The organism is Robbsia andropogonis (assembly GCF_034047095.1).
GTDB classification, from domain to species: domain Bacteria; phylum Pseudomonadota; class Gammaproteobacteria; order Burkholderiales; family Burkholderiaceae; genus Robbsia; species Robbsia andropogonis.
This window is the reverse complement of sequence record NZ_CP139166.1, coordinates 745,390-765,137: the sequence shown is the minus strand read 5'-3', so window position 1 is coordinate 765,137 and position 19,748 is coordinate 745,390. Positions and strand designations below refer to the sequence as shown.

Here is a 19,748-nt window from a genome sequence, read left to right as displayed (position 1 = left end):
GGATATGAAAAAGGTGCTTGCAACGGCGTTCGCGATGGTGGTCATGGTCTTCCTTATCGGGCCGATGCTGGCGATCTTACCCCTTGCGTTTACGTCGAATACTTTTTTAACCTATCCGATCCATGCGTTTTCGTTCCGTTGGTTCGAGGCTTTGTGGGAAAGCGATGCCTGGGCGCGATCAATCGTCAATAGTCTGACAGTAGGAGCGGGTTCGACCTTGCTTGCAACGGTGCTTGGTACATTGGCTGCGCTGGGTCTGCGTGCGAAGCACTTGCCGTTTGCCGGAACGGCAAAGACACTGTTTCTTCTGCCGATGGTCGTGCCTGCGGTGGTGCTTGGTGTCGGTATGCAGATTGTGTTCGGCAGGCTGGGCATCGCAAGTACTTATGCGGGCGTGGTGGTGGCGCATACCGTGCTCGCACTGCCGTTCGTGCTGGTGAATGTGCTCGGCGCGCTTTCCGCAATCGACCGATCAATGGAGCGTGCTGCGGGCAGTCTCGGCGCGGGGCGATTCAAGACATTTTGGTATGTATTGCTACCATTAGCGATGCCCGGGATCGCTTCCGGTGCCGTATTTGCTTTTGCGACGTCGCTGGATGAAGTTGTGGTCACGTTGTTTGTCGCCGGCCCCAATCAGTGGACACTGGCGCTGCAGATGTTTCAAAGCCTGCGCGAAAACGTTACGCCAATCATCACCGCGGCGGCTTCAGTACTGATCGTGGGCACGCTGCTGTTGATTGCGATGAGCGCGTTGGCGAAGCTGCATCAGCAACGTGCAAATAAGGCAGAGGTGCGCTGAGGTTCGTTGGCAACGATGTTCCGTAGCAGGTGGTCAGGTGACAGTTAGCGCCACGCAGCGCAGAAAGTCTCGATATCCATATGCTGAAAATCGGCAAGCCGCTCCCTTATCATGTCATCTGTCCAGTTCCACCAGGCAAGTGCTTGCAACTGGCGCGCAATATCGGGAGGGAAGCGCTCCCGGATCTTTCGGGCTGGAATACCTCCTACGATCGTATATGGCGCGACGTCACGACTCACAACCGCGCCGGCGGCAAGCACCGCACCGTCACTGACGGTAACGCCGGGTAGCACGATGACACCATGGCCGATCCAGACGTCATTGCCGATCACGACCCGATCGCGATGGCGTGAGCTGAAAAAATCGGCGTCGCGTACTGCGTCATCGAAATAGTATTCGGGACAGTAGGTGAAACGATGCTGCGATACCCGGTCTGTAGGGTGGTTCGGCGCGCCTATACGCACGTTCGCCGCTATCGCACAGAAACGGCCGATTTCGGCATCGGAGACGATGCAACGCTCGCCGATGTAGGAGTAGTCACCGAGCGATGCGTATTCGATAACGCTGTCGGAGAGGATTTCGCAGCGCCGCCCGATGCATGCCTCGCGCAGGCGCGCACTTGCGCTGACGACCGTTTCCGCAATTTTCGGGTGTAGACGTTCCAGATCGTTCATGGTCGAGGCAATGAAAGGCATTAGTAGGGTGGCGGTGGCGCGGAGCAACAGCGCCTGCCGCATTGTTACATTTCTGGGCCAGCGCTCCGCTGCGGCGAGACATGATCGATCGGGACCACACTTCTCCAGGCCTGCCAATATCAAGGCGTGTGCCTTGTCTATCGTCTGCGGAACGTGTAATCAATGTCCCGTACTGTATAAGTCAACGATGACATCCATATGTCTAGATAGCGCGGTCTGGATGCACTATTCAAAGAGAGTGGTCGTACCACGCCTAGGGTGTTCCATGCCTTGCAACCTGTCAGTGGTCACCATTAAGATGTCGTGCACGCCGCATATATCGGAGTCGCCAGAGACCTTCTCTCATAGCGTGTAGTTCTGCATAGTCTGTATTTTCACACACGGGATGGCATGTGAGCCGTCCGGCAATACACCTCGTTTCAAGCACGCCGCGTTGTAGCGCAGCAAACTTCCGCTATTCAATCATTCTCGACTATCGATGTTTCGGTGCAATGACATCTGGATGGTGAAAAAAAGTTAGTCATACGCAGCTTCAGTATGTTCACGATTTTGCGCTTTTGCATTTTTTATCTTTATCGCGTCATTGTGATTCGACGCTGATTGGTAGGCGTATTTTGGCATCCTGTAGATCGACGGTGTGCTTGTTTCAACGAGGTAATGTAATGTCCGGTAGAAACCCGTTCGTCACATTCTTGCAGGCGGCAATGCCATGTTTGTTCGTCTGTTGGTCCGGCACCGTTTTTTCTGCCGATTCCAACGGGGCTGCGATGTCTTTCTGGACATCGCAGCCAGTGCAACCGAACGAAACGGTGGTAGTCAGCGGTGGCAATATCGGTCCTGCTGCTACGGCACGTCTCACTCGGATCAACGATACCGCGGTGGCCGGCCCGTTGGATGGGAGCAGCAACGCCAATAGCGGATGGGTGGATATCACGCCGACCCAGGCCACCGAGAATTCGCTAAAGTTTCAACTTCCGAATGGTGCACGCGGTGTCTATGCGTACCAGATTGTTAACAGCAGTGAGAGCGCTACAACCACGCATTGTGAATGCTCCCGACTCGAGGTAGGGGGAAGGCCGCGCAACCAATGCGACATTGAACCGTAATCTTTCGAGATGTCCCGCCTCATTTTGAAAAGCTAGACTGTTATCTTGCCGGGTACAGAGGATGGTACATATCTCAGAATAGAAGGTCAAAATGGGCTTCCATACGTACTTACTGTTTCTAATCGCTAGCCTGATCTTATGCCTCGTCCCAGGCCCTGACATGCTGCTACTTTTGGGACGTACCATCGCGCAGGGGCGCAAGGCCGGTTTGTACACCGCCGTAGGCATCAACCTTGGCGCATATGTTCACCTTTTCTGCGCTGCCACCGGGCTCTCCGCGATTGTCCTGGCCACGGCCACGGCCTTCACGGTTGTGAAATGGGTTGGTGCGGGATATCTCTTTTACATTGGTTTTGGTGTGTTGCGCGCGAAAGGGCGAATCACACTTTTCGATGTTCAACCGGAAAAGCAAAGTTTACGGCGATCGTTTCTTCAGGGTTTTTTGAGCGATGTGTTGAATCCCAAGGTAGCGCTCTTTTTTCTCGCTTTTCTGCCTCAGTTTATTGAGCCGCATGATCCGAAAGCCGTGCTGCACATTATTGCGCTTGGCATCTCCGGCAATATGGTGGGTATTCTCACGAGCATGACGTACGTATTCTTGGCGGCAAGACTGACGGTAACGTTGCGCAGAAGTCCGACGATTTCAGTATGGCTTACCAAAGCACTGGGCGTTTTGTTTATTGGTTTGGGCGTGAAAGTGGCGGCAGAAAAAATGTAGTGGCAAAGCATGTGCCGTAACGCTGAAACTTGCGATCAAGCGTCGGGCAGGGCCTCTGGGCCTGACGTTTCACGACGAGATATGTATGCGGGACGCGTGCCGATGTTCCGCATGTCGTAATCAAATTTGAAAAGACCTAAACATAAGCACTTATATTGCAACTAACAGACAAACTTAAGCATACATTAAAACATACCTCCACAAATTTCACCACCGCCAGCATCACATTGCTCAAGCCATCCGTGACAAACCAACCATGGATTGCCTCCAACTGGCGCAACGGTGGTGTTCCTGAATGCTTGCGGCTTTCTCACAAGACACCATGTCTGCTGGGAAAACGATCAAGCGAATGGATAGGGTCCTTCGAAACGACCGATGTAGCTCAAATGAGAAATGGCGGGCTTTCCCTTCACCCATCTGTGCAACATGTAGCCTGCTGGCTCCAGATAAGACGCTGGCTCCGCATCCGGTTCGGTACGCAGGGCGATTTGCGTAACGGTACTTGGACAGGTGATGACCGGCACACCGCCGAGTCGCGTTTGCATCAGGCGATGAACGTGACCCGCGATCACGCGGTCCACGTGCGGATGCATGGCGATCACGTGTTCGAATCGCTCGGCGTCATGTAGTCCGTACAGATCAAGATAGGGAATGCCGGTCGCGAATGGCGGATGATGCATCGCGACAAGTGCGGGTCGATCGCTGCAGAGATCAAGTTCACGACCAAGCCAGGCAAGATCGCTGTGATCCAGTTCGCCGTGATGTAACTCCGGCACGGATGTGTCAAGGGCGAGCAAGCGCACGTCACCGATATCGAGCGCAAAATGCAGTGGCCCCTCTACAGGCAGATATGTGTGATCGGCAAAAGCGCGACGTAGATTATCACGATCGTCGTGATTTCCCGGCATTACGGCAAAAGGATGTTTGAGCGGGGCCAGCAATTCCCGCAACATCTCGTATTCTTCGTGGGTGCCTTCATCGGTCAGATCACCGGTGATCAGGACAAAGTCCGGCGCTGGCGTAAGGCGATTAAGTCTATCAATGGCCTCGGCTAACATGGCATTGGAATCGACGACATTTTGGTACAACACTCCTTTGGGGCGAACGTGAACATCGGAAATCTGGGCGATGGTGGTCATTGCAGGATGCTCCTGAAAGGGTGCGACGCCATGTTCGTCAAACGGCGGCCAGACTCGCCAGCCAGCCGGGCAAATCGGCGAAACTGTCGATCACGCTATCTACTTGCGCGCGATGCCGCGCCAATAGCGCCTCCTGGAACTTACCGGTTTTCACCAGCAATGCATGCGCTCCCACAGCCCGCGCGCCCGCCATATCGGTCAGCACGTCATCTCCGACTATCAGCGTACGTTCCGCCCGCGAGTTGAGTTGCCGCAGTGCGTTCTCGAAAAATACCGGTGATGGCTTGCCGGTAACCAGTGCCGTAACGCTGGCCGCGGCTTCGAGTCCAACGATGAATGCGCCACAATCCAGTCGCGCGCCGTCTCGATCAAACCAGAATAGATTTTTCTGTAATGCGACGAGCCGCGCCCCATCGCGCAGCATCCGGAACGCGCGGTTGAGCGTCGCATAGTCGAACGCATCACCGATATCGCCGATCACGACGATATCCGGCCGTTCGTCGTTTATCATTACGCCGTCGAACAAGGGCCGAATGTCGGGCGGTACGATCAAATGGCAACGCTGGCCGGTTTGCTGTTGCAGATAGGTGACGCATGCGGTAGTGGCTGTTTCGATTTCCGCCGCCGCGGCTTCTATGCCCAGGCTGCACAATTCCGCCGCGAGCACTGCGGGTGCCTTGGCTGTGGTGTTGGTGAGGAGGCGAACCTTCATACCCGTATCGCGTATCCGCTTCAATGCTTCGGCGGCGCCAGGCAGCGCCTTGCCTTTGTGTAGAAGGGTGCCGTCGATGTCGGACAGCAAGGTGTCGAAACGCATCATATCTTCTCCTGCCAGCGAACAGGATGGCGCTCGCTCAGATGGTTGATAAACGGCTGCGACACGAGGGCGGCGATGTCGGGCAAGGCCAGCGCTGCCTGATCGGGCAAGCTGACCGAATCGCTGCCCACGTCTACGAGAATACCTTGCAACCACGCATTATTCGACCACACTGCGTGGTCGCCGCCTTTACGGCTTGGCTGAAGCAGGTGCGCCGAGCGCGCGGTTCGCAGGCGTGTGCCAGGCGGGGCTTGCCAGTAGTGCCTAGCGCTCCAGCCATGCGCCGGAGGCGTGGTATCGATACCGTCGAACATGTTCCAGCCATCGCGCAGCCTTGGCGGTAACGCGGCACGCCAGCGTGCGGTAACGATGTCTGGATCAATGCCTTGCTTTGATAAACGTGATTCGTTGAAGAGCACGAGGCCGTTTTCAGCGGGATGGAAGAGCGCTGCCGAGGCCGCAAGATCGGGCCGTCCATTCTCGTCGTAAGTCAGCCAGCCCGACTGTTCGAAGAAGCTATTCGGGAAGAGGTCGTCGTGCACTGGCGTCATGCCGTGATCCGAGTGTGCGATGCAGCGCACCGATTGTGGCGCGGCGGCGACGCAGTGATCGATCAGTTCGTCAACCCAGTCGAGCGCCATGTCGAATAGTACTTCGCAGATACCTGACGCGGGAAGTTCGGCGCGACAGGGATCGAGGTATTTGAGTAGATGATGCGACAATAGATCAATCACCGGGTAATAGCCAATCACGCATTCAGCATCGTCGGCACGTACGGCGGCGATAATGTCGGCCGCAAAGCTGTTGTGGACCTCACGCATCAGTGTGAGCAGCAGACGTTCTGCATTTCCGTCGCCGCCATCATCCAGCCGTCGACCCAACCGGTTGTCTTTATAGAGCTGCGCCGGATCGCCTATGATGTACGCGCGGGGGGCCGTTGCGCTCGTGCCGATTTCGTCCGGCAGGCCTCGTGCGTCGACAGTGCAATACCCGAAACTGATCAGCTTGATCTCGCCTTCGATGCGCACCGCACGCACCGCGACCGCAGGGAAGGCGTTGCCATGTCGCACGTGCGCTGATATCGGCAGGTGCTCGGTGCGATCGAGTGCGATCCACTGCGAGATCGCCCCATCTGGTGAGACGCCCTGTAGCATTACCCCATCTTGTCTTGCCTCGACGAGGAAATCCAGGCCGAGCGGCAGCATGGACAGACGCTCCCCGTTGCTGATAACTTCGGGCGAGACGGTGAGTCCCTCATAAACACGTGTCTGCCCCAACAGTGCCTCTCCGAGTCGGTCTGGTTGGGTGAACGGTATCGCACAAAGGCGGAAGCGGGTTTGCGCCTCGGCCCAGCGGTCCCATATCATGGGGATATCGCGGGGCCAGACAGCAAAAGTATTCACGACCCGCAATGGATCGCCAGGCAAGGGTGCAGGTAACAGATATCCCGTGAGACCGTGCCGTTGGGCATTGACGCCGCTGAATATCGAGAATAGCGAAGGCGGTGTCTGACAGTTTGGTGCCAACGGTGCCAACGGGATCGCACGTCGCGGTGCGTGCGCTCGAAGGCTGCGTGTCAGCGTCGAGTGCGTACGCTTGCCAGCGCGCAGTTCGACCAACCGCCACGATAAGCCATCGACCAAAAGCCAGATGAGTCGCGTGGCGTGGGTCATGCTGCAGCCCGGTTGGTGAGGCCGAGCACCCAGTCTGCGAACGCGTTGACGTGCGCCGTCAGTGCTTCGATTGATCCATTGTTGGGCAAGGCGTAGTCCGCACGAATGCGTTGCATTTGCAAATCGAGTGGACTTTTCTCGACCACGGACAGGTCCGCCCGTCCGGTCAGTCGTGCCGACCGGATAGCGGGATCAGCCACGATCTTGACGACATCGAAACCATGTTGGCGCAAATACGGCCAGTCAGTCGCGTCATCTCGCAGATCGTCATTGATCACCACGTCTGCGTCCGACTGCATGAGACGTCTCGCAAAGTTTTTCACCAGTGACAGTCGATCGAGCGCCCGCAGTTCCGTGGCGATGTGCTCAAGCAGATACTGGTCCTGCGCACCATCGGGCAGGTTCCGGCACGCTTCTTCGTAGAACATGCGCTGTATAGCGTAGAGCGGTGCGGCCAGCTTGAGTATCTCGACGCGTTTGCCCGCACGCTCGAAATGCAGCTTCAACAGCTGGGCCGTGGTGCTTTTTCCGGACCCGCTTGGCGCGACCAGGGCAAGTCGGAGTCGTGACGTGGATGGCATCGATTTCTCCTCGTCAAGCAGTGACGGATTGCCGTGGGATGCCCGTCCGGCTCAGCCACTCGACCTGTTCTAGCGCAGCCACGAGCGCTGGAGGCACGGTATCGGTGAGTGCGCCGTAAGCGGGGTCGAGTAGTCGATGCCAGGTGGAGGTGATGAAGCGATGTGGCCATTCGAACAGGCCCGGCGCCTGCAATGCCTGTTCTATGGTCGTGGCGTCGAGCGACTGCGTACGTAGCGTGCCGGGCGCGGACACATCCGGCAGGATCACCGTCGATAGCAAACCGCTGCCGCTAGGCCAGGCGTCCAGCGCCGCACGCATGGTTTCCGGTACGCATAGCCGCTTCGCCGTGTCGGCGATTGTGTGGTCGGCGGCCACCGCACCGAGACCCAATCGTTCAGCCAAACGCGGATGCGAGCGCAAGGTGCCGATGCCAATATGTGGATAGTCTGGCCATCCACGCGCGCGAATCCGCCCATCGACCATGTCGAGCAGCAGCTTGTCGCCGGAAAAGTAGAGGTAGTCACCGGACTGCACGAGGTCGAGCATCGTCGTGGTCTTGCCTGCGCCTTTGACACCCCCAATCGCGATCACGTTACCGGCATGACGCTCGACGACGGCGGATGCATGCATGATCGCACTGCCTTTGGCCTGCTCCACCAATAGCCCATAATAGCGAACTAGTTCGATCAGGTGAATGAAAGCGTTCTGTTCGCCATAAAAATCAACGCTGCGTCGCGACTTATCGATCCTGTAGCCGACGCGCAGATTGGCATCCCAGGCGTATTGCAGTGGCGCGCCCTGATTGGTCAGCACGCGCAGCGTGAATCCGGGCGCATCGGTTTCGCGGATTGTCACCTGGCTGACGCAGGCATCGATCCAGCGCTGTTCGAACGCGGATGCGTCATGCAGCGACAGCCGTAGGTCGATTTCAGGAATATCGCCACCGACGTCGCTGAAATAAGGTGTAAGGAAGTGACGCAACCGCGTCGCCAACGCGGGGTCGGTGCCGTAAAGGGATAACGCAATGGTGTAACGCCCGTTGGACAACGTGGCAGTCGGCATGGCTGACCTCATGGAGTGGAATGACGTGGGGCGGCTTGCAGGAAAGCAAACGCCGGGCGGGCGGGCAGACAGTCAAGTTGCTGCGCATGGAGGAACGTCCGCACGTGTCGCGCAAGTGTGAGAAGTTCGGCATTGATTGCCGTGTCGCACTTGCCGCGTGTTTTCACAAAGCTGACATGACCCCGTGTCGTGCGAGCGCCGACGCCATCTCGCGGCACGCACGTCTCGAACATGACCGTAAAAATATGACCTGTTTCGACTGATTCACATGCTGTCGAGAACGCAATCCGTCGGTACTCTCCAAGCGTCTGAAGCGGCACGTCCACTGTCGCGGCGATAGCATCGATTACAGGGGGCACGATATGAGCTTCGAACGTCGTTGGCAATGTGGTGCCGGGCACACCGATACAGCGTAGCTGTGCAAGAGGCTCGTTGACGGTGTTTTTGCGCTTGCGGCTCCAGTGCTCGGCGTGGACATAGCCGGTCGGGATTGCGCGGCACACCGTGACGTCATGGTCCCATAGCTGGAATTCGTCTCCGCTTTGCGTGACAAACGAAGCGAATTGGCGACAGTCCACCGCATCGTACCAAGCTTCTCCAACCGTGCGCGCATCGATGGCCGCATCGAGCTCGAAGTGCTCGATGAACGTATCGTTGCTGTATGCATAGCGGCATTCCCAATTGTTTATTTCGAGATAGTTCACCTCGAAGGCAAGCACAAGTGCCTGCGCCAGAGAAGCGGTGGCAGGCAGCAGCGCTATCGGCCGCGTTGGCTGCACGAACACCACGCGATGCAGGTCGATCCGTGTTACGAGATGCGTAATCTGAACGTTGTCCGCGCATAGCATTGCGATGGCGAGCGGAACCTGTTGTGCCGTGAAATTGGCGCATGCCATCGACGCGGCGGCGGTTGACGTTTCCCGAGTGTCACCGTTCCAACTGGCGCGCAGCCGGCGCATGCCGCGCAGATCGGCAGTGACGGTCATGGCGCCGCGGGGCAGGTCACTGGCGTCGACAGCATGCAGGATATGATCCGCAGGTCCAAGCGGTTCCTGATGCCGGATTTTCCAATCGCCGAATAAAACTACGGGTATTGCAACAGAATTGGGTGTCATCGACATTCCTTGGCGTTCACGCCGGTCAAGCGGCGAGCTGACTTGCCTCGCGGGCGAAATCCAGCTTGGAATAGAGATCGTGTTGGAACCGGTGTCCGCGTTCGATAAGGAATTGGTGTACGGCCGTGGCGATACGTTCGAAATCGCTTTCGACATCACGCAACGCCTTCAGCGTGCGGCTACGGCAATATTCCACTTCGATTTGTGCGAATGAGGCGCTTCCATCGACCATGCGACAAATGTCGAGATAGATGCCGAAGCCGTTGCCTGTGTCGAGCGATTCGCAGTTCACGTCGAAACGCGTGCGCCGGAACGGTTTCAGACGTTGCAGACGTGCGGAGGTCAGCGAGCGCGCATGCTGCTCGATCGCATCGAATGCGATTGCGTGATCGGTATTGAAATCCTCGCGACGCAATTCCTCGTTCTTGACAAACCATTTGCGCTTGACGGCCATCAGTCCATTTGCCTGGGGAATGAATGCGATATAGCCGGCTTCGCGTGGGTCGCCAGTGACTTCAAAGATGTGAGATTCGTAGTCGTAGCACTGGAAATCCCGATCTAGCTCGAGGATTACGGCGTCGATGTGACCCGCACCGATGGCTGCATGCAGTTCGGTAGCGAGTTGCCACATGTCGGGAATATGCTGCGACGTGAACTTGCGTTCCAACTCCATATCGGGACGCCAGCGTGAATACCAACAATCGTCGTTAAGCAGGGCACGCGACTTCGCCGCGCAGGCGAGGGCGGATTGGGCAACATCGCACCATGCGGTCCACGCGTCGCGCGCGAAGGGTTCAATATCCAGCAGATGCAGAAACAGCGCACCGGTCTCGCCTTCGTGAGCATAGTGATAAACGCTGACCCGGTCTGCATGATGCACCAGTGCGAGCGTCACCACCAGCGTTGCCGATGCGAGCGTCGGATCCAGCGCGCTTATTCGTGCCCGGGCGGTGCGTGTTTGTTGGCGTTGCACTGCATTGAATATCTGGAAATTGAATGGGGTCGACTCTATGGAAAGCGTGTCTTGCGTGCCGGTGATCAATTCGCGCCAACGCATCGTTTCAGTGTGCAAGAACAGGCCGTTGTCACCACAGCGGCTGCTCGGCGCTTCAATGTTGACTACCGTTGCCAACGGTGACTCTGCGTTGTCATCGGGTATGCGCGAATCAAATAGCAGCAGTGATAGATCAAGGGCCATGGAGATACTCGCTGATGAGGATTAGCGGGACTGCCCCGCACCGGCAGTGCTGGAGAACGTGACACGTTCTCCAGACAGGCCGAGACGATAGAGTTCGGGGGATTCGACTGCCGGAATGCCATGTTCGCGCAGTAGGATCGACAGATGACAGAGCATCGACGCCTGTTCGAATACGAAACCACGTGCATAAGGCAACAAGGCGGCCAGCGCCGCGTACGGTCGCGGCGAGACGACGATCGCCTGGCCGCGATGCTCACGCAGTTGCCGTTCAAGTCGTTCAAGCGCGGGGCCGAGCGATTCCGCACTGGGGATGGCGTTTATGGATACCGTTGCAGAGATGCTCAGTTCTTCCAGGTTACGGTCGCTTCCGACCACGACCGGTAAGCCGTCGGCAAATCCTGGCGATATCGCTCGCAGGTTGTCGTCGTCGCCGACCGTGATCGATGTTGCGAGTGGCGAGAAGTCAATCAGGTGCAAGCGGCCGCCAGCGCGCACCCATTCGAGCTGAATCGGGCCGAATGTGCGCACCGCTTCATGCGTCACGCGATGTAACAGCGCGGCGTCTGGCGGGCCGCCTTCGGCATCATCGGTGAGGCGCGCCCGCTCGGTACGGGCAATGCCGCGATTGATCGCGAGCAGGCCATCTTCCGACCACTCGCAGGTTGTCGAGCCGTCGGTACAGGCTTGCGTGATCAGCCCCGCCTCTCCAGTGACAAACTCACGCACAACGAAGCGGCTTGTCTGGGCGCCGATCAATTCGTTCAGGCGATCGAGCAAGGCGGCTCGTGGCAGAATCTGCTGGCGCACGCGATCCGAGAAGTCGACCACTACATGCGGCGTTTCAAAATGCGCCAGCAGTGCCGCACACGTCGAGGTGTTGGCAAGTCCCTCGCGATTGGCGCGAATCAACAGTGCCGCGCCGGCGGGGACGTTGTGCAGGGTCGCGAAGTTGGCAAGCGGTTTGCGTTTTGAGCGAAAGTATTGGGCAAAGTCCGGCAAGGGGCGATAGGCGAGCAGTGCATCGTCATCCGATGCGTACAGGGCTACCCAGTCGAGCATTGGCCCATGTTCTTCTACCCGGCGCACCGTGGTGATCGGCCGAGCTTGCAGCAGCCAGAGTTGCTGATCGTCCATTGCCCATTCGATATCTGCTGGCGCACCGATCTCGTTGGCTGCGCTACGCGCCAGTGCAGCGACGGCATGCAGCATCGTGCGATGCTTTTCAAGTTCGGGCGCACAGACCAGGGCATTGCCTGTCAGCCGGGCCGACGCCCCTTTTTCCACGCCGGACACCATCGCCTCACCCAACGATTCCACGGTTTCAATCACGATCGTTTCCGCGCCGGTCAGCGGGTCATGGCTGAAGGCTACGCCGGCAAGCCGGGCATCGACCATCCGTTGCACGATGACAGTCATGCCGATGCGCATCCCCGCATTGCCGGCGCGCACGCGTTCCAGCACCGCCGCGCGTGAGACGCCCGAGCGCCACACGTCAAGAATTGCCGCTTTCAGTGCTCCAAGTCCCTTTACGCCGAGCCGGGTGGTGAATATCCCGGCGAAGCTATGCGTTGCGCCGTCTTCGACGCTTGCCGAGGAACGCACCGCTAGCGGCGCATCGTCGGCAAAACCGGACTCGCGCAATCGCATCAACAGATGGGCATCCGCCGCTACGCTCCATTCGAGTTCGGCAAGCGTGCTGATGCGCCCGATGTGATCATCGAGAAAAGCACCGGCCGTCAGTTGCACGGTGTGCAGAATGCCGGCGATGTCGGTGGCGCGGCGCGCGTAGTCCCGCCAGATAATCGCGAAGTCGGCGTCGAACAAAGCGGTCAGGGCAGGCACTGGCAGCCGACTGCTGAGTGCATGCAGAGTGTGATATTTGCTAGTCAAGGCAGTTCCTTGGATCGTTGTCGACGTGGCTGCAAGTTGGCTAAAAGTGCCCAACGCCCATAAATGGAAAATCCATCCGTAACCCTTGTCAGATGAGGCTTTGGGGAGGGCGGGCGAGTCGTTACGCGGGCGAGCGTCGCGTGAAGACATGCTCGATCTGTTGCGTGCGCCGCACCTCGTCGTCGTCGAGATAGACCGAGGTCGTGGAAATCGATGCGTGCCGCAGGTTATCGCGCACGGTCGTGAGCGTTGCCCCACCGGCCAGTGCGTGTGTCGCGTGCGAGTGTCTCATCCAGTGCGGCGTGGCCTGTCGCAGTTTGTCTGCGAGAGGTGGATGGTCGGCTTCGATGGCATCGGCCGCGTCGCTAAAGAACCGGCGCAGCATCTGCCTCAGGCGCGGCGTGGTGATGCCGCACGGCTCGCCGAGGTGACCCAGTATCGGCGTATCAGGTGCCCATCGGGACGGCGTGACGGGCAAACCGCGTTGTGCCAGATACTGGTCCAGCGCGAAGCTTGCGAGTGACGGCAGGACCACCTTGCCGGGTTTCGCTCCCTTACCCGTGAGGTGAAGCCAGCGCTCACCGCGTGCGCCATGCTCGATGCCGCCGAGTGTCACACCAACCAGTTCGGCGGCCCGCAGGCCGGTCGCGTAACCGAAGTCGAGCAGAAATCGCAGGCGCTGTGCAGCCGGCACTGCCCAGCCATACGACCACTCGAGCCCGTCGGCGATCGTGCGTACCAGCTCCCATTCGCCAGTCGTAAAGGCCCGGGATCTGTCCAGTTTGCCCTTGCGGCGCGCACCACGCACCTTGAGACCCGCGAACGGATTGGCCAGCACATAACGTTGCTCGATCAGCCAGCGGAACATGGCGCCGAGCACCGACAGCGCATAGGCGATGGAATCCGACGACAGTGCCCCCGTAAACGGCCGCCATTCGGGCGACGATCGTGGCCGCGCGGGTGCAACCCAGCGAGCGCGGGGCGCGGGGTGGCGCAGGAAGGCACGCCAGGCCGCCGCATCCTCGCTGGTCAGTGACGATAACGCCTTGCCGCGTTCGACAATGCCCCACAACAGCAGCCGTTCTGCCTCGCGGCGGTAGGCGCGCTGCGTGTCACGGGCTTCGTGCCGTTCGAGCCACGCGTTGATGGCCTGCCAGTCGTTATCGGCCTCGAGCGCGCACATGGATTTCGGCGCACGAAAAAGGCCGCGCGAACCATCGACTTCGCGTGGTACGAGGATGTTTTCCCACGGCACCACACCCTCGGGGGATGTAACGGCAACCAGTGCGCGCGCCCGCTCGGTGAGCGCGGGATGAGCCGCAAAGAATGCTTCGATACAGCGTGCGCTGCGCTCGCCGAGTCCGGCCACCGGAAGCCACCAGCGCCGCCGGCGGGGGATGCGTACGGTCAGATCGGCGAGCGTATGGATACCGTGCCGATGCAGGACTGCTACAACCCGTGCCGGTAGCCAGACGTCGACCTGGTCAGAGACCTGAGGTTGTGGGATCTGCAGCGATGGCAGTATATCAAGCGCCCGGCTGGCCGCCTTGCGATAAGACTCACGTTCATCCGCGGGACACTGGAAGAGTCTGGCCACATCCTCGCGATGCCGACTGAGGGCAAATTCGACGATCTGCCGGCGAATGCGGCCGATTACGCCGCGTGCTGACGTACCGTCCCCGAGCGCTTCAGGTTGATAGCGCTCGACAGCCTCACGCGAACCCATGCCAGCGTACCACGCGCGCAGCACGGATAACGACGGGGTATCGGGAAATGTGAAGGATGGGTCTATGTTCGGCATCTTTCGATTATAGATACGACAGCGCGATGGTGTGCCAGCCAGGTGAGACGCGTTTTGCAAAACGGAAGTTTTAGTATAAAACAGAAGTCTATCGCTAATAAGCCTTAGCGATAGACATTCGAGAGCGCTCACCTCCATGTGACCGACGGACCGATTCAGACGCTGTGCCGTCGGGTAAAATGTGCGCAGCGATTGCCTTCCATTGTCTTCAGCGAAAATCTCCTCATGACCAGCACATCGCGGTCCATCAGCATTGCGCACGACCACACTCCGTCAGCACTGTCAAAAGCCCGGAAGACATTCAACTCACTGATCGGGCAGATAGGCAAACGACGCAAGCGCCTGCGCGACTGGGAAACGGTGACGCCAGTCTTCCAGAAGCAATATGTCGATGAAATTCTGCCCCTCGATAAAACGTCGGCACAGTTGCAGGCACCGGATGGCGCGCCGTCTCGACCAGGCCCATGACCAGTTGACCCAGGCTGAACGCCGCAAGGTGGCGCTCGTGATTGTCGATCTGGCGGGCGAGCTGATAGGCGGCGAAGACGACGAAGGGCAGATGAAGATCATCCACGACAGATACAGTCCAGAGAGCTACGACAGTCAGGTGGCCGCTGAGGTCGACGGGATGAAGAGCATGATCGAGACGATGTTCGGCGTTGACCTGGGAGACGATGAAGACCTGAATTCCCCGGAAGATCTGCTGCAGCGTGCGCAGGTCCATCTCCAGCAGGCCCAGGCGCAATGGGAAAGCGAGAATGTGCAACGCGATACCCGGCGTGCGAAACGGAAAAAATCATCCAGACAGCAGGCCGCCGAGGCGCGGGCACAGGAGCAGCAGGCGCAGGTCAACCTGTCCCTGCGCGAGGTTTACCGCAAACTGGCCAGCGCGTTGCATCCTGATCGTGAAACCGACCCTCAGGAGCGGGAGCGCAAGACCTGTCTGATGCAGCGTGTGAACGAGGTCTACCAGAAAAACAATCTGCTGCAGTTACTGGAACTGCAGCTTGAACTCGAGCACATTGACCAGCACGCGCTCAACGGCCTGAGTGAGGAGCGGCTGAAGCACTACAACACGATCCTGCGGGGTCAGGTGCGCGAACTCGATCAGGAAATCCTTCACGTCGAATCGGCCTTCCGGGATGCGTATGGGATGGATCCGTTCGGCCCGATATCACCCGATACGGTCCTGCGTGATCTTGCCAGCGAGATCGGGGAATTCCAGAACAACATCTGGACTCTCGAGCAGGACCTTGCAGCGTTCGAAGATGTCAGGAACCTGAAACGCTGCAAGCTCGTACGCGCCAGGCCAGAGTTCGAATTTGCACCGTTTTGATGTGGAAGGAGACGCCTGTGCTTGACTATCAGTTGCTGAAAAATCATGCCGGCATTTTGCTCGTCGGCGACTACCATTCGCTCATCGAGCTGCACGAGGTCGTCCATGACGTCAATGAACGCTCTCCCTTGATCCCGCAGGAAGAAGGGCCATTTCTAGGCCTCGCGTATGATGTGCGCAAGGTTTATGAGCAGCAGCGGGAAATCCTGCAACCGCCCGAAGGCTACGAGGAAATGGGCGTGCGCTACGGTGTGGAGATTCTCTGGCCCGTTCTCCTCGTGCAGCATCGGATGCTTCGGGTCTCACTCGGATACCTTGACCATTCCAGGCGGCATCAGGCCATCACCTACTCGCTGGAAGCGGTCATCGAGGCGGCATTGCGGGAAGACTTTGGTGCGCAGGGGCAAGCGATGGTCGATCACTGGCTACGAATCGATCCCACTGCGGACATCTTCGAAAAACTCGACAGCCGGGGCGCCATGTTCTGTTCCTGGTCGAAGGCCGAGCGGGCGGGTCGCCTGGCTTCGCTGCTGCTGAGCTTCGACTTTATGTACGACCGTTATTCCACGCCTGCGAACGGACGGCACACCCCGGAATCGATATCACCTCGCGAACTAAAGCGATGGGAAGGCGTTGAATGGCCTGACCCGAACTGGTAACCAGAAACCGCCCATGCATGCACCGGAGCGCTCGCACCGTCTGTCGATCCTCACCCGGCAGGAGATCGACGATCTCTATGGCGTGCCGCGCTTTACCGGCGAGGAGCGTCAGACGTATTTTGAACTCGACGAACCGGAGTCGCGTGCGGTCCACTCCCGCACGACACCTGTTGCCGTTCACCTGACGCTGCAGCTTGGGTACTTCCGGGCGAAGCGGCAGTTCTTCGATTACAGCCTGGAGGCGGTGCGGGAGGATCTGGACTATGTCGTGCGGCGGCACTTTCCCGAGGTAGATCCGGCTACTATCAGTCTGCCGTCCCGTCCCACACGGCGAGCCCTGAGGGACACCATTCTCGATCTGTCCGGATATCGCCTGTGCGACAGCGTAGCGCGCGAGGACCTTGAACGTCGCGCACAGCGTATCGCCATGCGCTCGACGCAACCTGTCTACCTCCTGCGCGAGATGTTGCAGTACCTGAGCCAGCAACACATCGTCGCCCCGGCCTACGCCATCCTGCAGGACATGACCGGTCGGGTCGTGACCAGCGAGCGCCAGCGCATCACTGCACTGCTGGATGAGGCGCTCACGCCAGACATCGCACACCAGATTGACGCGCTGCTGCAGGCCGACGAATCCGCCTACCGGATCACGCTTCTGAAGCGCGAACCGCGGGATTTCAGCTGGCGTGAACTGCGCGAGGAAGTGGCCCGCCGACAGTCCTTCGCCTGCCTGCACGAATTTGCCCGAAGCTTTCTCGAGCTCGCCGGCATCTCAACCGAGAGTGGCCGGTATTACGCGTCGCTCGTCCGGTACTACACCGTCTACAAGCTCGGACGCATGCCGGCGCGGGTCGCGAGACTTTATCTGCTGTGCTTTGCGTTTCACCGGTTCCGGCAGATCAACGACAACCTGATCGATGCATTCATCCATCTTGTTCGCCAGTACGAGAAGTGGGCTCGCGCTGCAGCCCAGGAGGCCATGCTCAAGGCGCAGTCTGATGCGGGTTCGCGCCTTCAGGCCGCGGGCAAGGTGCTGGGCCTGTTCGTCGACGAGACGATTGCGGATAGCACGCCGTTCTCGAAAGTTCGAAAGCAGGCCTTTGCGCTACTCGAGCGCGAGCAGTTCGAGCCGGTGTCGGGCTATCTGCGCAACGTCGCCTTTGATCGCGCCGGCTTCGAGTGGGCGCACTACGCAACGCTGTCAGCGAAAATCAAGCGCAACCTGCGGCACCTGTTCTGTGAACTTGAGTTCTCCGGTCGCATCGAGGATGCGCCGCTCCTAGAGGCCATCGCATTCCTGCATGATCTGCTGCGCAATGGCCGCTCGCTGCGGCAGGTGAAACCGGCCACGTTTCCCGTGGCGCTGATCCCGAAGAACCTGCAGCGTTATCTTTATACATCGGAGCCGGGCCGGAAGAAACAGCTCGATGTCGACCGTTATGAATTCCTCGTCTATCGGCTCCTGCGCAATGCGCTTGAAGCGGGTGACGTGTACGGCGAGGACAGCACGGAGTATCGCCGGTTCGAGGACGATCTGATCAGCGATGTCCGTTGGGAACAGAAGGACGCGCTGCTCAGGGACATCGGCGCGCCGGTTCTGCTCGCGCCCATCGAACAGACCCTGACGATGTTCCACGATGCAATCGACGCCAGCTTCAAACGCGTCAACGAGCGTATCGACAGCGGCGAGAACACGCACATCAACATCGGCCAGCGCAAGGGCGTGCGCCGGTGGACGCTGCTCTACCCTGAAATCGACGAAACGGTCAACGGATCGTTTTACGGCCAGTTGCCAGGCGTGAGCATCGCCAATCTGTTGTGGTTCGTCGCGGGCCGTACGGATTTCCTGAAGGCATTCACTCATGTGCTCGAACGTAACGCACGCCAGGATGCCGATCCACGTGAAATACTCGCCTGCGTGGTCGCCATGGGCACGAACATGGGGCTGCGCCGGATGGCCGAAGTCTCGGGCCTGAGCTACGCGAGCCTGCTCACCGCCGCCAGGAACTACCTGCGCCCGGAAACCCTGCATGGGGCCAACGATGCGATCAGCAACGCCACGGCCAGCCTGCCGGCGTTCCGGCTGTTCGACATCCGCGACGAGATTCATTCGAGCAGCGATGGACAGCGTTTCGAAACGCAGATCGACACGTTCAACGCCCGATACTCGCCAAAGTACTTCGGTCTGGACAAGGGCGTGAGCGCCAGCACGCTGGTCGCCAATCATGTACCGGCCAATGCGACCATCATCGGCACACACGAGCACGAATCCCATTACGTATTCGACCTGCTCTACAACAACACGTCCGACATCCAGCCCGATCGCCACTCGACCGACACGCATGGCACGAATCAGGTCAATTTCTTCACGCTGTTCACGTTCGGCTACCAGTTCGCGCCGCGCTATCGCAATCTGCACAAAAAGATCGATCGCCTGGTCGCCCGTCACCCGCCGGGTCATTACAATGAAGACTGGCTGATCCGGCCGTCGCGCAGGTCCGACGACGAACTGATTATCCGCGAGTGGCCCAACATCCAGCGCATCATGGCCTCGCTCGCGCAGAAGAATGTGACGCAGGCAACCATCGTACGCAAGCTCAGCAATTATGCCCGCCAGAACCAGACAAAGAAGGCGCTGTGGGAACTCGACAATCTGTGCCGCACGCTCTACATTCTGGAATTCATCGATGATGTCGGGTTGCGCCAGAGTGTGCAGAAAGCCCTGAACCGCGGCGAAGCCTATCACCGCCTGCGCCGTGCGATTGCCTTCGTCAACGCTGGCAGGTTTCGCGTGCAGACAGAGGCTGAACAGCAGATCTGGAATGAATGCTCGCGGTTGATTGCCAATGCGATCATTCACTACAACACGGCATTGCTTTCGCGGGTGTACGAGCAGAAGCGCGCCGCGAGCGACGATGCCGCAATGGCGCTGATCGCCAGCATGTCGCCCGTCGCCTGGCAGCACATCAACCTGTTCGGGGCATTCGAGTTCACGCCGGGCGGTGCCAACGTCGACATCGATGCGCTGGCCGCGTTCTATGCCGATCCAGCGTGGTGGAGCAGGATTGCCCGGCCGGGACAGACACGGCCGGACGTATAGCTGCCATGCGCAGCATTCGCCCCACGGGAAGTCCGGCGGACCGATCACGGAGAATCGC

General features: G+C 58.9%; 17 protein-coding genes. 7 read left to right on the top strand and 10 right to left on the bottom strand.

The genetic code is table 11. The annotated features are described in order from the left end of the window. Window positions 1-4: 4 nt before the first annotated feature. On the top strand, window positions 5-799 hold the full coding sequence (locus SJQ66_RS08455) for an ABC transporter permease (protein ID WP_024905402.1): 795 nt from the start codon (window positions 5-7) through the stop codon (window positions 797-799). 44 nt (window positions 800-843) lie between these two features. Here SJQ66_RS08455 and SJQ66_RS08450 read toward each other — a convergent pair whose 3' ends face one another. Beyond that, on the bottom strand, window positions 844-1,473 hold the full coding sequence (locus tag SJQ66_RS08450) for an LbetaH domain-containing protein (RefSeq protein WP_024905401.1): 630 nt from the start codon (window positions 1,471-1,473) through the stop codon (window positions 844-846). A gap of 683 nt (window positions 1,474-2,156) precedes the next feature. Here SJQ66_RS08450 and SJQ66_RS08445 point away from each other — a divergent pair. Continuing rightward, on the top strand, window positions 2,157-2,600 hold the full coding sequence (locus SJQ66_RS08445; protein WP_024905400.1) for a hypothetical protein: 444 nt from the start codon (window positions 2,157-2,159) through the stop codon (window positions 2,598-2,600). Window positions 2,601-2,691: 91 nt separating this feature from the next. Further along, on the top strand, window positions 2,692-3,318 hold the full coding sequence (locus SJQ66_RS08440; protein ID WP_320533941.1) for a LysE family translocator: 627 nt from the start codon (window positions 2,692-2,694) through the stop codon (window positions 3,316-3,318). A gap of 341 nt (window positions 3,319-3,659) precedes the next feature. On the opposite strand, the gene SJQ66_RS08435 is transcribed toward SJQ66_RS08440, so the two are convergent. The 9 genes from SJQ66_RS08435 to SJQ66_RS08395 form a co-directional block, all read right to left on the bottom strand. Then, entirely contained in the window at window positions 3,660-4,457 is a 798-nt protein-coding gene (locus SJQ66_RS08435) for a phosphodiesterase (protein WP_046154169.1), read from the bottom strand. A gap of 37 nt (window positions 4,458-4,494) precedes the next feature. Continuing rightward, window positions 4,495-5,277, bottom strand: a complete 783-nt coding sequence (locus SJQ66_RS08430) for a TIGR01458 family HAD-type hydrolase (protein WP_036012739.1) — start codon at window positions 5,275-5,277, stop codon at window positions 4,495-4,497. Further along, entirely contained in the window at window positions 5,274-6,947 is a 1,674-nt protein-coding gene (locus SJQ66_RS08425) for an alkaline phosphatase family protein (RefSeq protein ID WP_253466061.1), read from the bottom strand. The genes SJQ66_RS08430 and SJQ66_RS08425 overlap by 4 nt, the downstream gene beginning before the upstream one ends. Then, window positions 6,944-7,528, bottom strand: coding sequence for a dephospho-CoA kinase (locus tag SJQ66_RS08420; RefSeq protein ID WP_046154166.1), 585 nt, complete (start codon window positions 7,526-7,528; stop codon window positions 6,944-6,946). Before SJQ66_RS08420 ends, SJQ66_RS08425 begins: the two co-directional genes overlap by 4 nt. A gap of 13 nt (window positions 7,529-7,541) precedes the next feature. Beyond that, window positions 7,542-8,591 (bottom strand): hypothetical protein, encoded by a 1,050-nt coding sequence (locus SJQ66_RS08415; protein WP_253466059.1) that lies wholly within the window; start codon window positions 8,589-8,591, stop codon window positions 7,542-7,544. Between the two features lie 8 nt (window positions 8,592-8,599). Further along, on the bottom strand, window positions 8,600-9,706 hold the full coding sequence (locus SJQ66_RS08410) for a hypothetical protein (protein ID WP_046154172.1): 1,107 nt from the start codon (window positions 9,704-9,706) through the stop codon (window positions 8,600-8,602). A gap of 25 nt (window positions 9,707-9,731) precedes the next feature. Further along, the gene (locus SJQ66_RS08405; protein WP_253466055.1) at window positions 9,732-10,904 is read right to left on the bottom strand and encodes a hypothetical protein; all 1,173 of its coding nucleotides are present in this window, start codon (window positions 10,902-10,904) and stop codon (window positions 9,732-9,734) included. 21 nt (window positions 10,905-10,925) lie between these two features. After that, window positions 10,926-12,794, bottom strand: coding sequence for a PEP/pyruvate-binding domain-containing protein (locus SJQ66_RS08400; protein WP_024905391.1), 1,869 nt, complete (start codon window positions 12,792-12,794; stop codon window positions 10,926-10,928). A gap of 121 nt (window positions 12,795-12,915) precedes the next feature. Further along, window positions 12,916-14,595: a site-specific integrase gene (locus SJQ66_RS08395; protein ID WP_320533703.1), complete on the bottom strand. Its 1,680-nt coding sequence runs from the start codon at window positions 14,593-14,595 to the stop codon at window positions 12,916-12,918. A 225-nt stretch (window positions 14,596-14,820) separates the two neighbouring features. Between SJQ66_RS08395 and SJQ66_RS08390 the strand changes: the two genes are divergently transcribed. From SJQ66_RS08390 to SJQ66_RS08375, 4 genes are read left to right on the top strand one after another with little or no spacing between them, the layout of a single operon-like run. Beyond that, complete coding sequence (locus tag SJQ66_RS08390; protein WP_320533704.1) at window positions 14,821-15,063, top strand: hypothetical protein; 243 nt, start codon at window positions 14,821-14,823, stop codon at window positions 15,061-15,063. Then, window positions 15,035-15,931: a J domain-containing protein gene (locus SJQ66_RS08385; RefSeq protein ID WP_320533705.1), complete on the top strand. Its 897-nt coding sequence runs from the start codon at window positions 15,035-15,037 to the stop codon at window positions 15,929-15,931. The genes SJQ66_RS08390 and SJQ66_RS08385 overlap by 29 nt, the downstream gene beginning before the upstream one ends. 17 nt (window positions 15,932-15,948) lie before the next feature. Then, complete coding sequence (locus SJQ66_RS08380) at window positions 15,949-16,590, top strand: DUF6904 family protein (RefSeq protein ID WP_320533706.1); 642 nt, start codon at window positions 15,949-15,951, stop codon at window positions 16,588-16,590. 13 nt (window positions 16,591-16,603) lie between these two features. Continuing rightward, window positions 16,604-19,690, top strand: coding sequence for a Tn3 family transposase (locus SJQ66_RS08375; protein ID WP_320533707.1), 3,087 nt, complete (start codon window positions 16,604-16,606; stop codon window positions 19,688-19,690). The last annotated feature ends 58 nt before the right edge of the window (window positions 19,691-19,748 follow it).

Bases quoted from the DNA above. Each gene is read 5' to 3' on its own strand.
- SJQ66_RS08455 (WP_024905402.1), top strand. From the start codon at position 5: ATGAAAAAGGTGCTTGCAACGGCGTTCGCGATGGTGGTCATGGTCTTC.
- SJQ66_RS08450 (WP_024905401.1), bottom strand. From the start codon at position 1,473: ATGAACGATCTGGAACGTCTACACCCGAAAATTGCGGAAACGGTCGTC.
- SJQ66_RS08445 (WP_024905400.1), top strand. From the start codon at position 2,157: ATGTCCGGTAGAAACCCGTTCGTCACATTCTTGCAGGCGGCAATGCCA.
- SJQ66_RS08440 (WP_320533941.1), top strand. From the start codon at position 2,692: ATGGGCTTCCATACGTACTTACTGTTTCTAATCGCTAGCCTGATCTTA.
- SJQ66_RS08435 (WP_046154169.1), bottom strand. From the start codon at position 4,457: ATGACCACCATCGCCCAGATTTCCGATGTTCACGTTCGCCCCAAAGGA.
- SJQ66_RS08430 (WP_036012739.1), bottom strand. From the start codon at position 5,277: ATGATGCGTTTCGACACCTTGCTGTCCGACATCGACGGCACCCTTCTA.
- SJQ66_RS08425 (WP_253466061.1), bottom strand. From the start codon at position 6,947: ATGACCCACGCCACGCGACTCATCTGGCTTTTGGTCGATGGCTTATCG.
- SJQ66_RS08420 (WP_046154166.1), bottom strand. From the start codon at position 7,528: ATGCCATCCACGTCACGACTCCGACTTGCCCTGGTCGCGCCAAGCGGG.
- SJQ66_RS08415 (WP_253466059.1), bottom strand. From the start codon at position 8,591: ATGCCGACTGCCACGTTGTCCAACGGGCGTTACACCATTGCGTTATCC.
- SJQ66_RS08410 (WP_046154172.1), bottom strand. From the start codon at position 9,706: ATGACACCCAATTCTGTTGCAATACCCGTAGTTTTATTCGGCGATTGG.
- SJQ66_RS08405 (WP_253466055.1), bottom strand. From the start codon at position 10,904: ATGGCCCTTGATCTATCACTGCTGCTATTTGATTCGCGCATACCCGAT.
- SJQ66_RS08395 (WP_320533703.1), bottom strand. From the start codon at position 14,595: ATGCCGAACATAGACCCATCCTTCACATTTCCCGATACCCCGTCGTTA.
- SJQ66_RS08390 (WP_320533704.1), top strand. From the start codon at position 14,821: ATGACCAGCACATCGCGGTCCATCAGCATTGCGCACGACCACACTCCG.
- SJQ66_RS08385 (WP_320533705.1), top strand. From the start codon at position 15,035: ATGGCGCGCCGTCTCGACCAGGCCCATGACCAGTTGACCCAGGCTGAA.
- SJQ66_RS08375 (WP_320533707.1), top strand. From the start codon at position 16,604: ATGCATGCACCGGAGCGCTCGCACCGTCTGTCGATCCTCACCCGGCAG.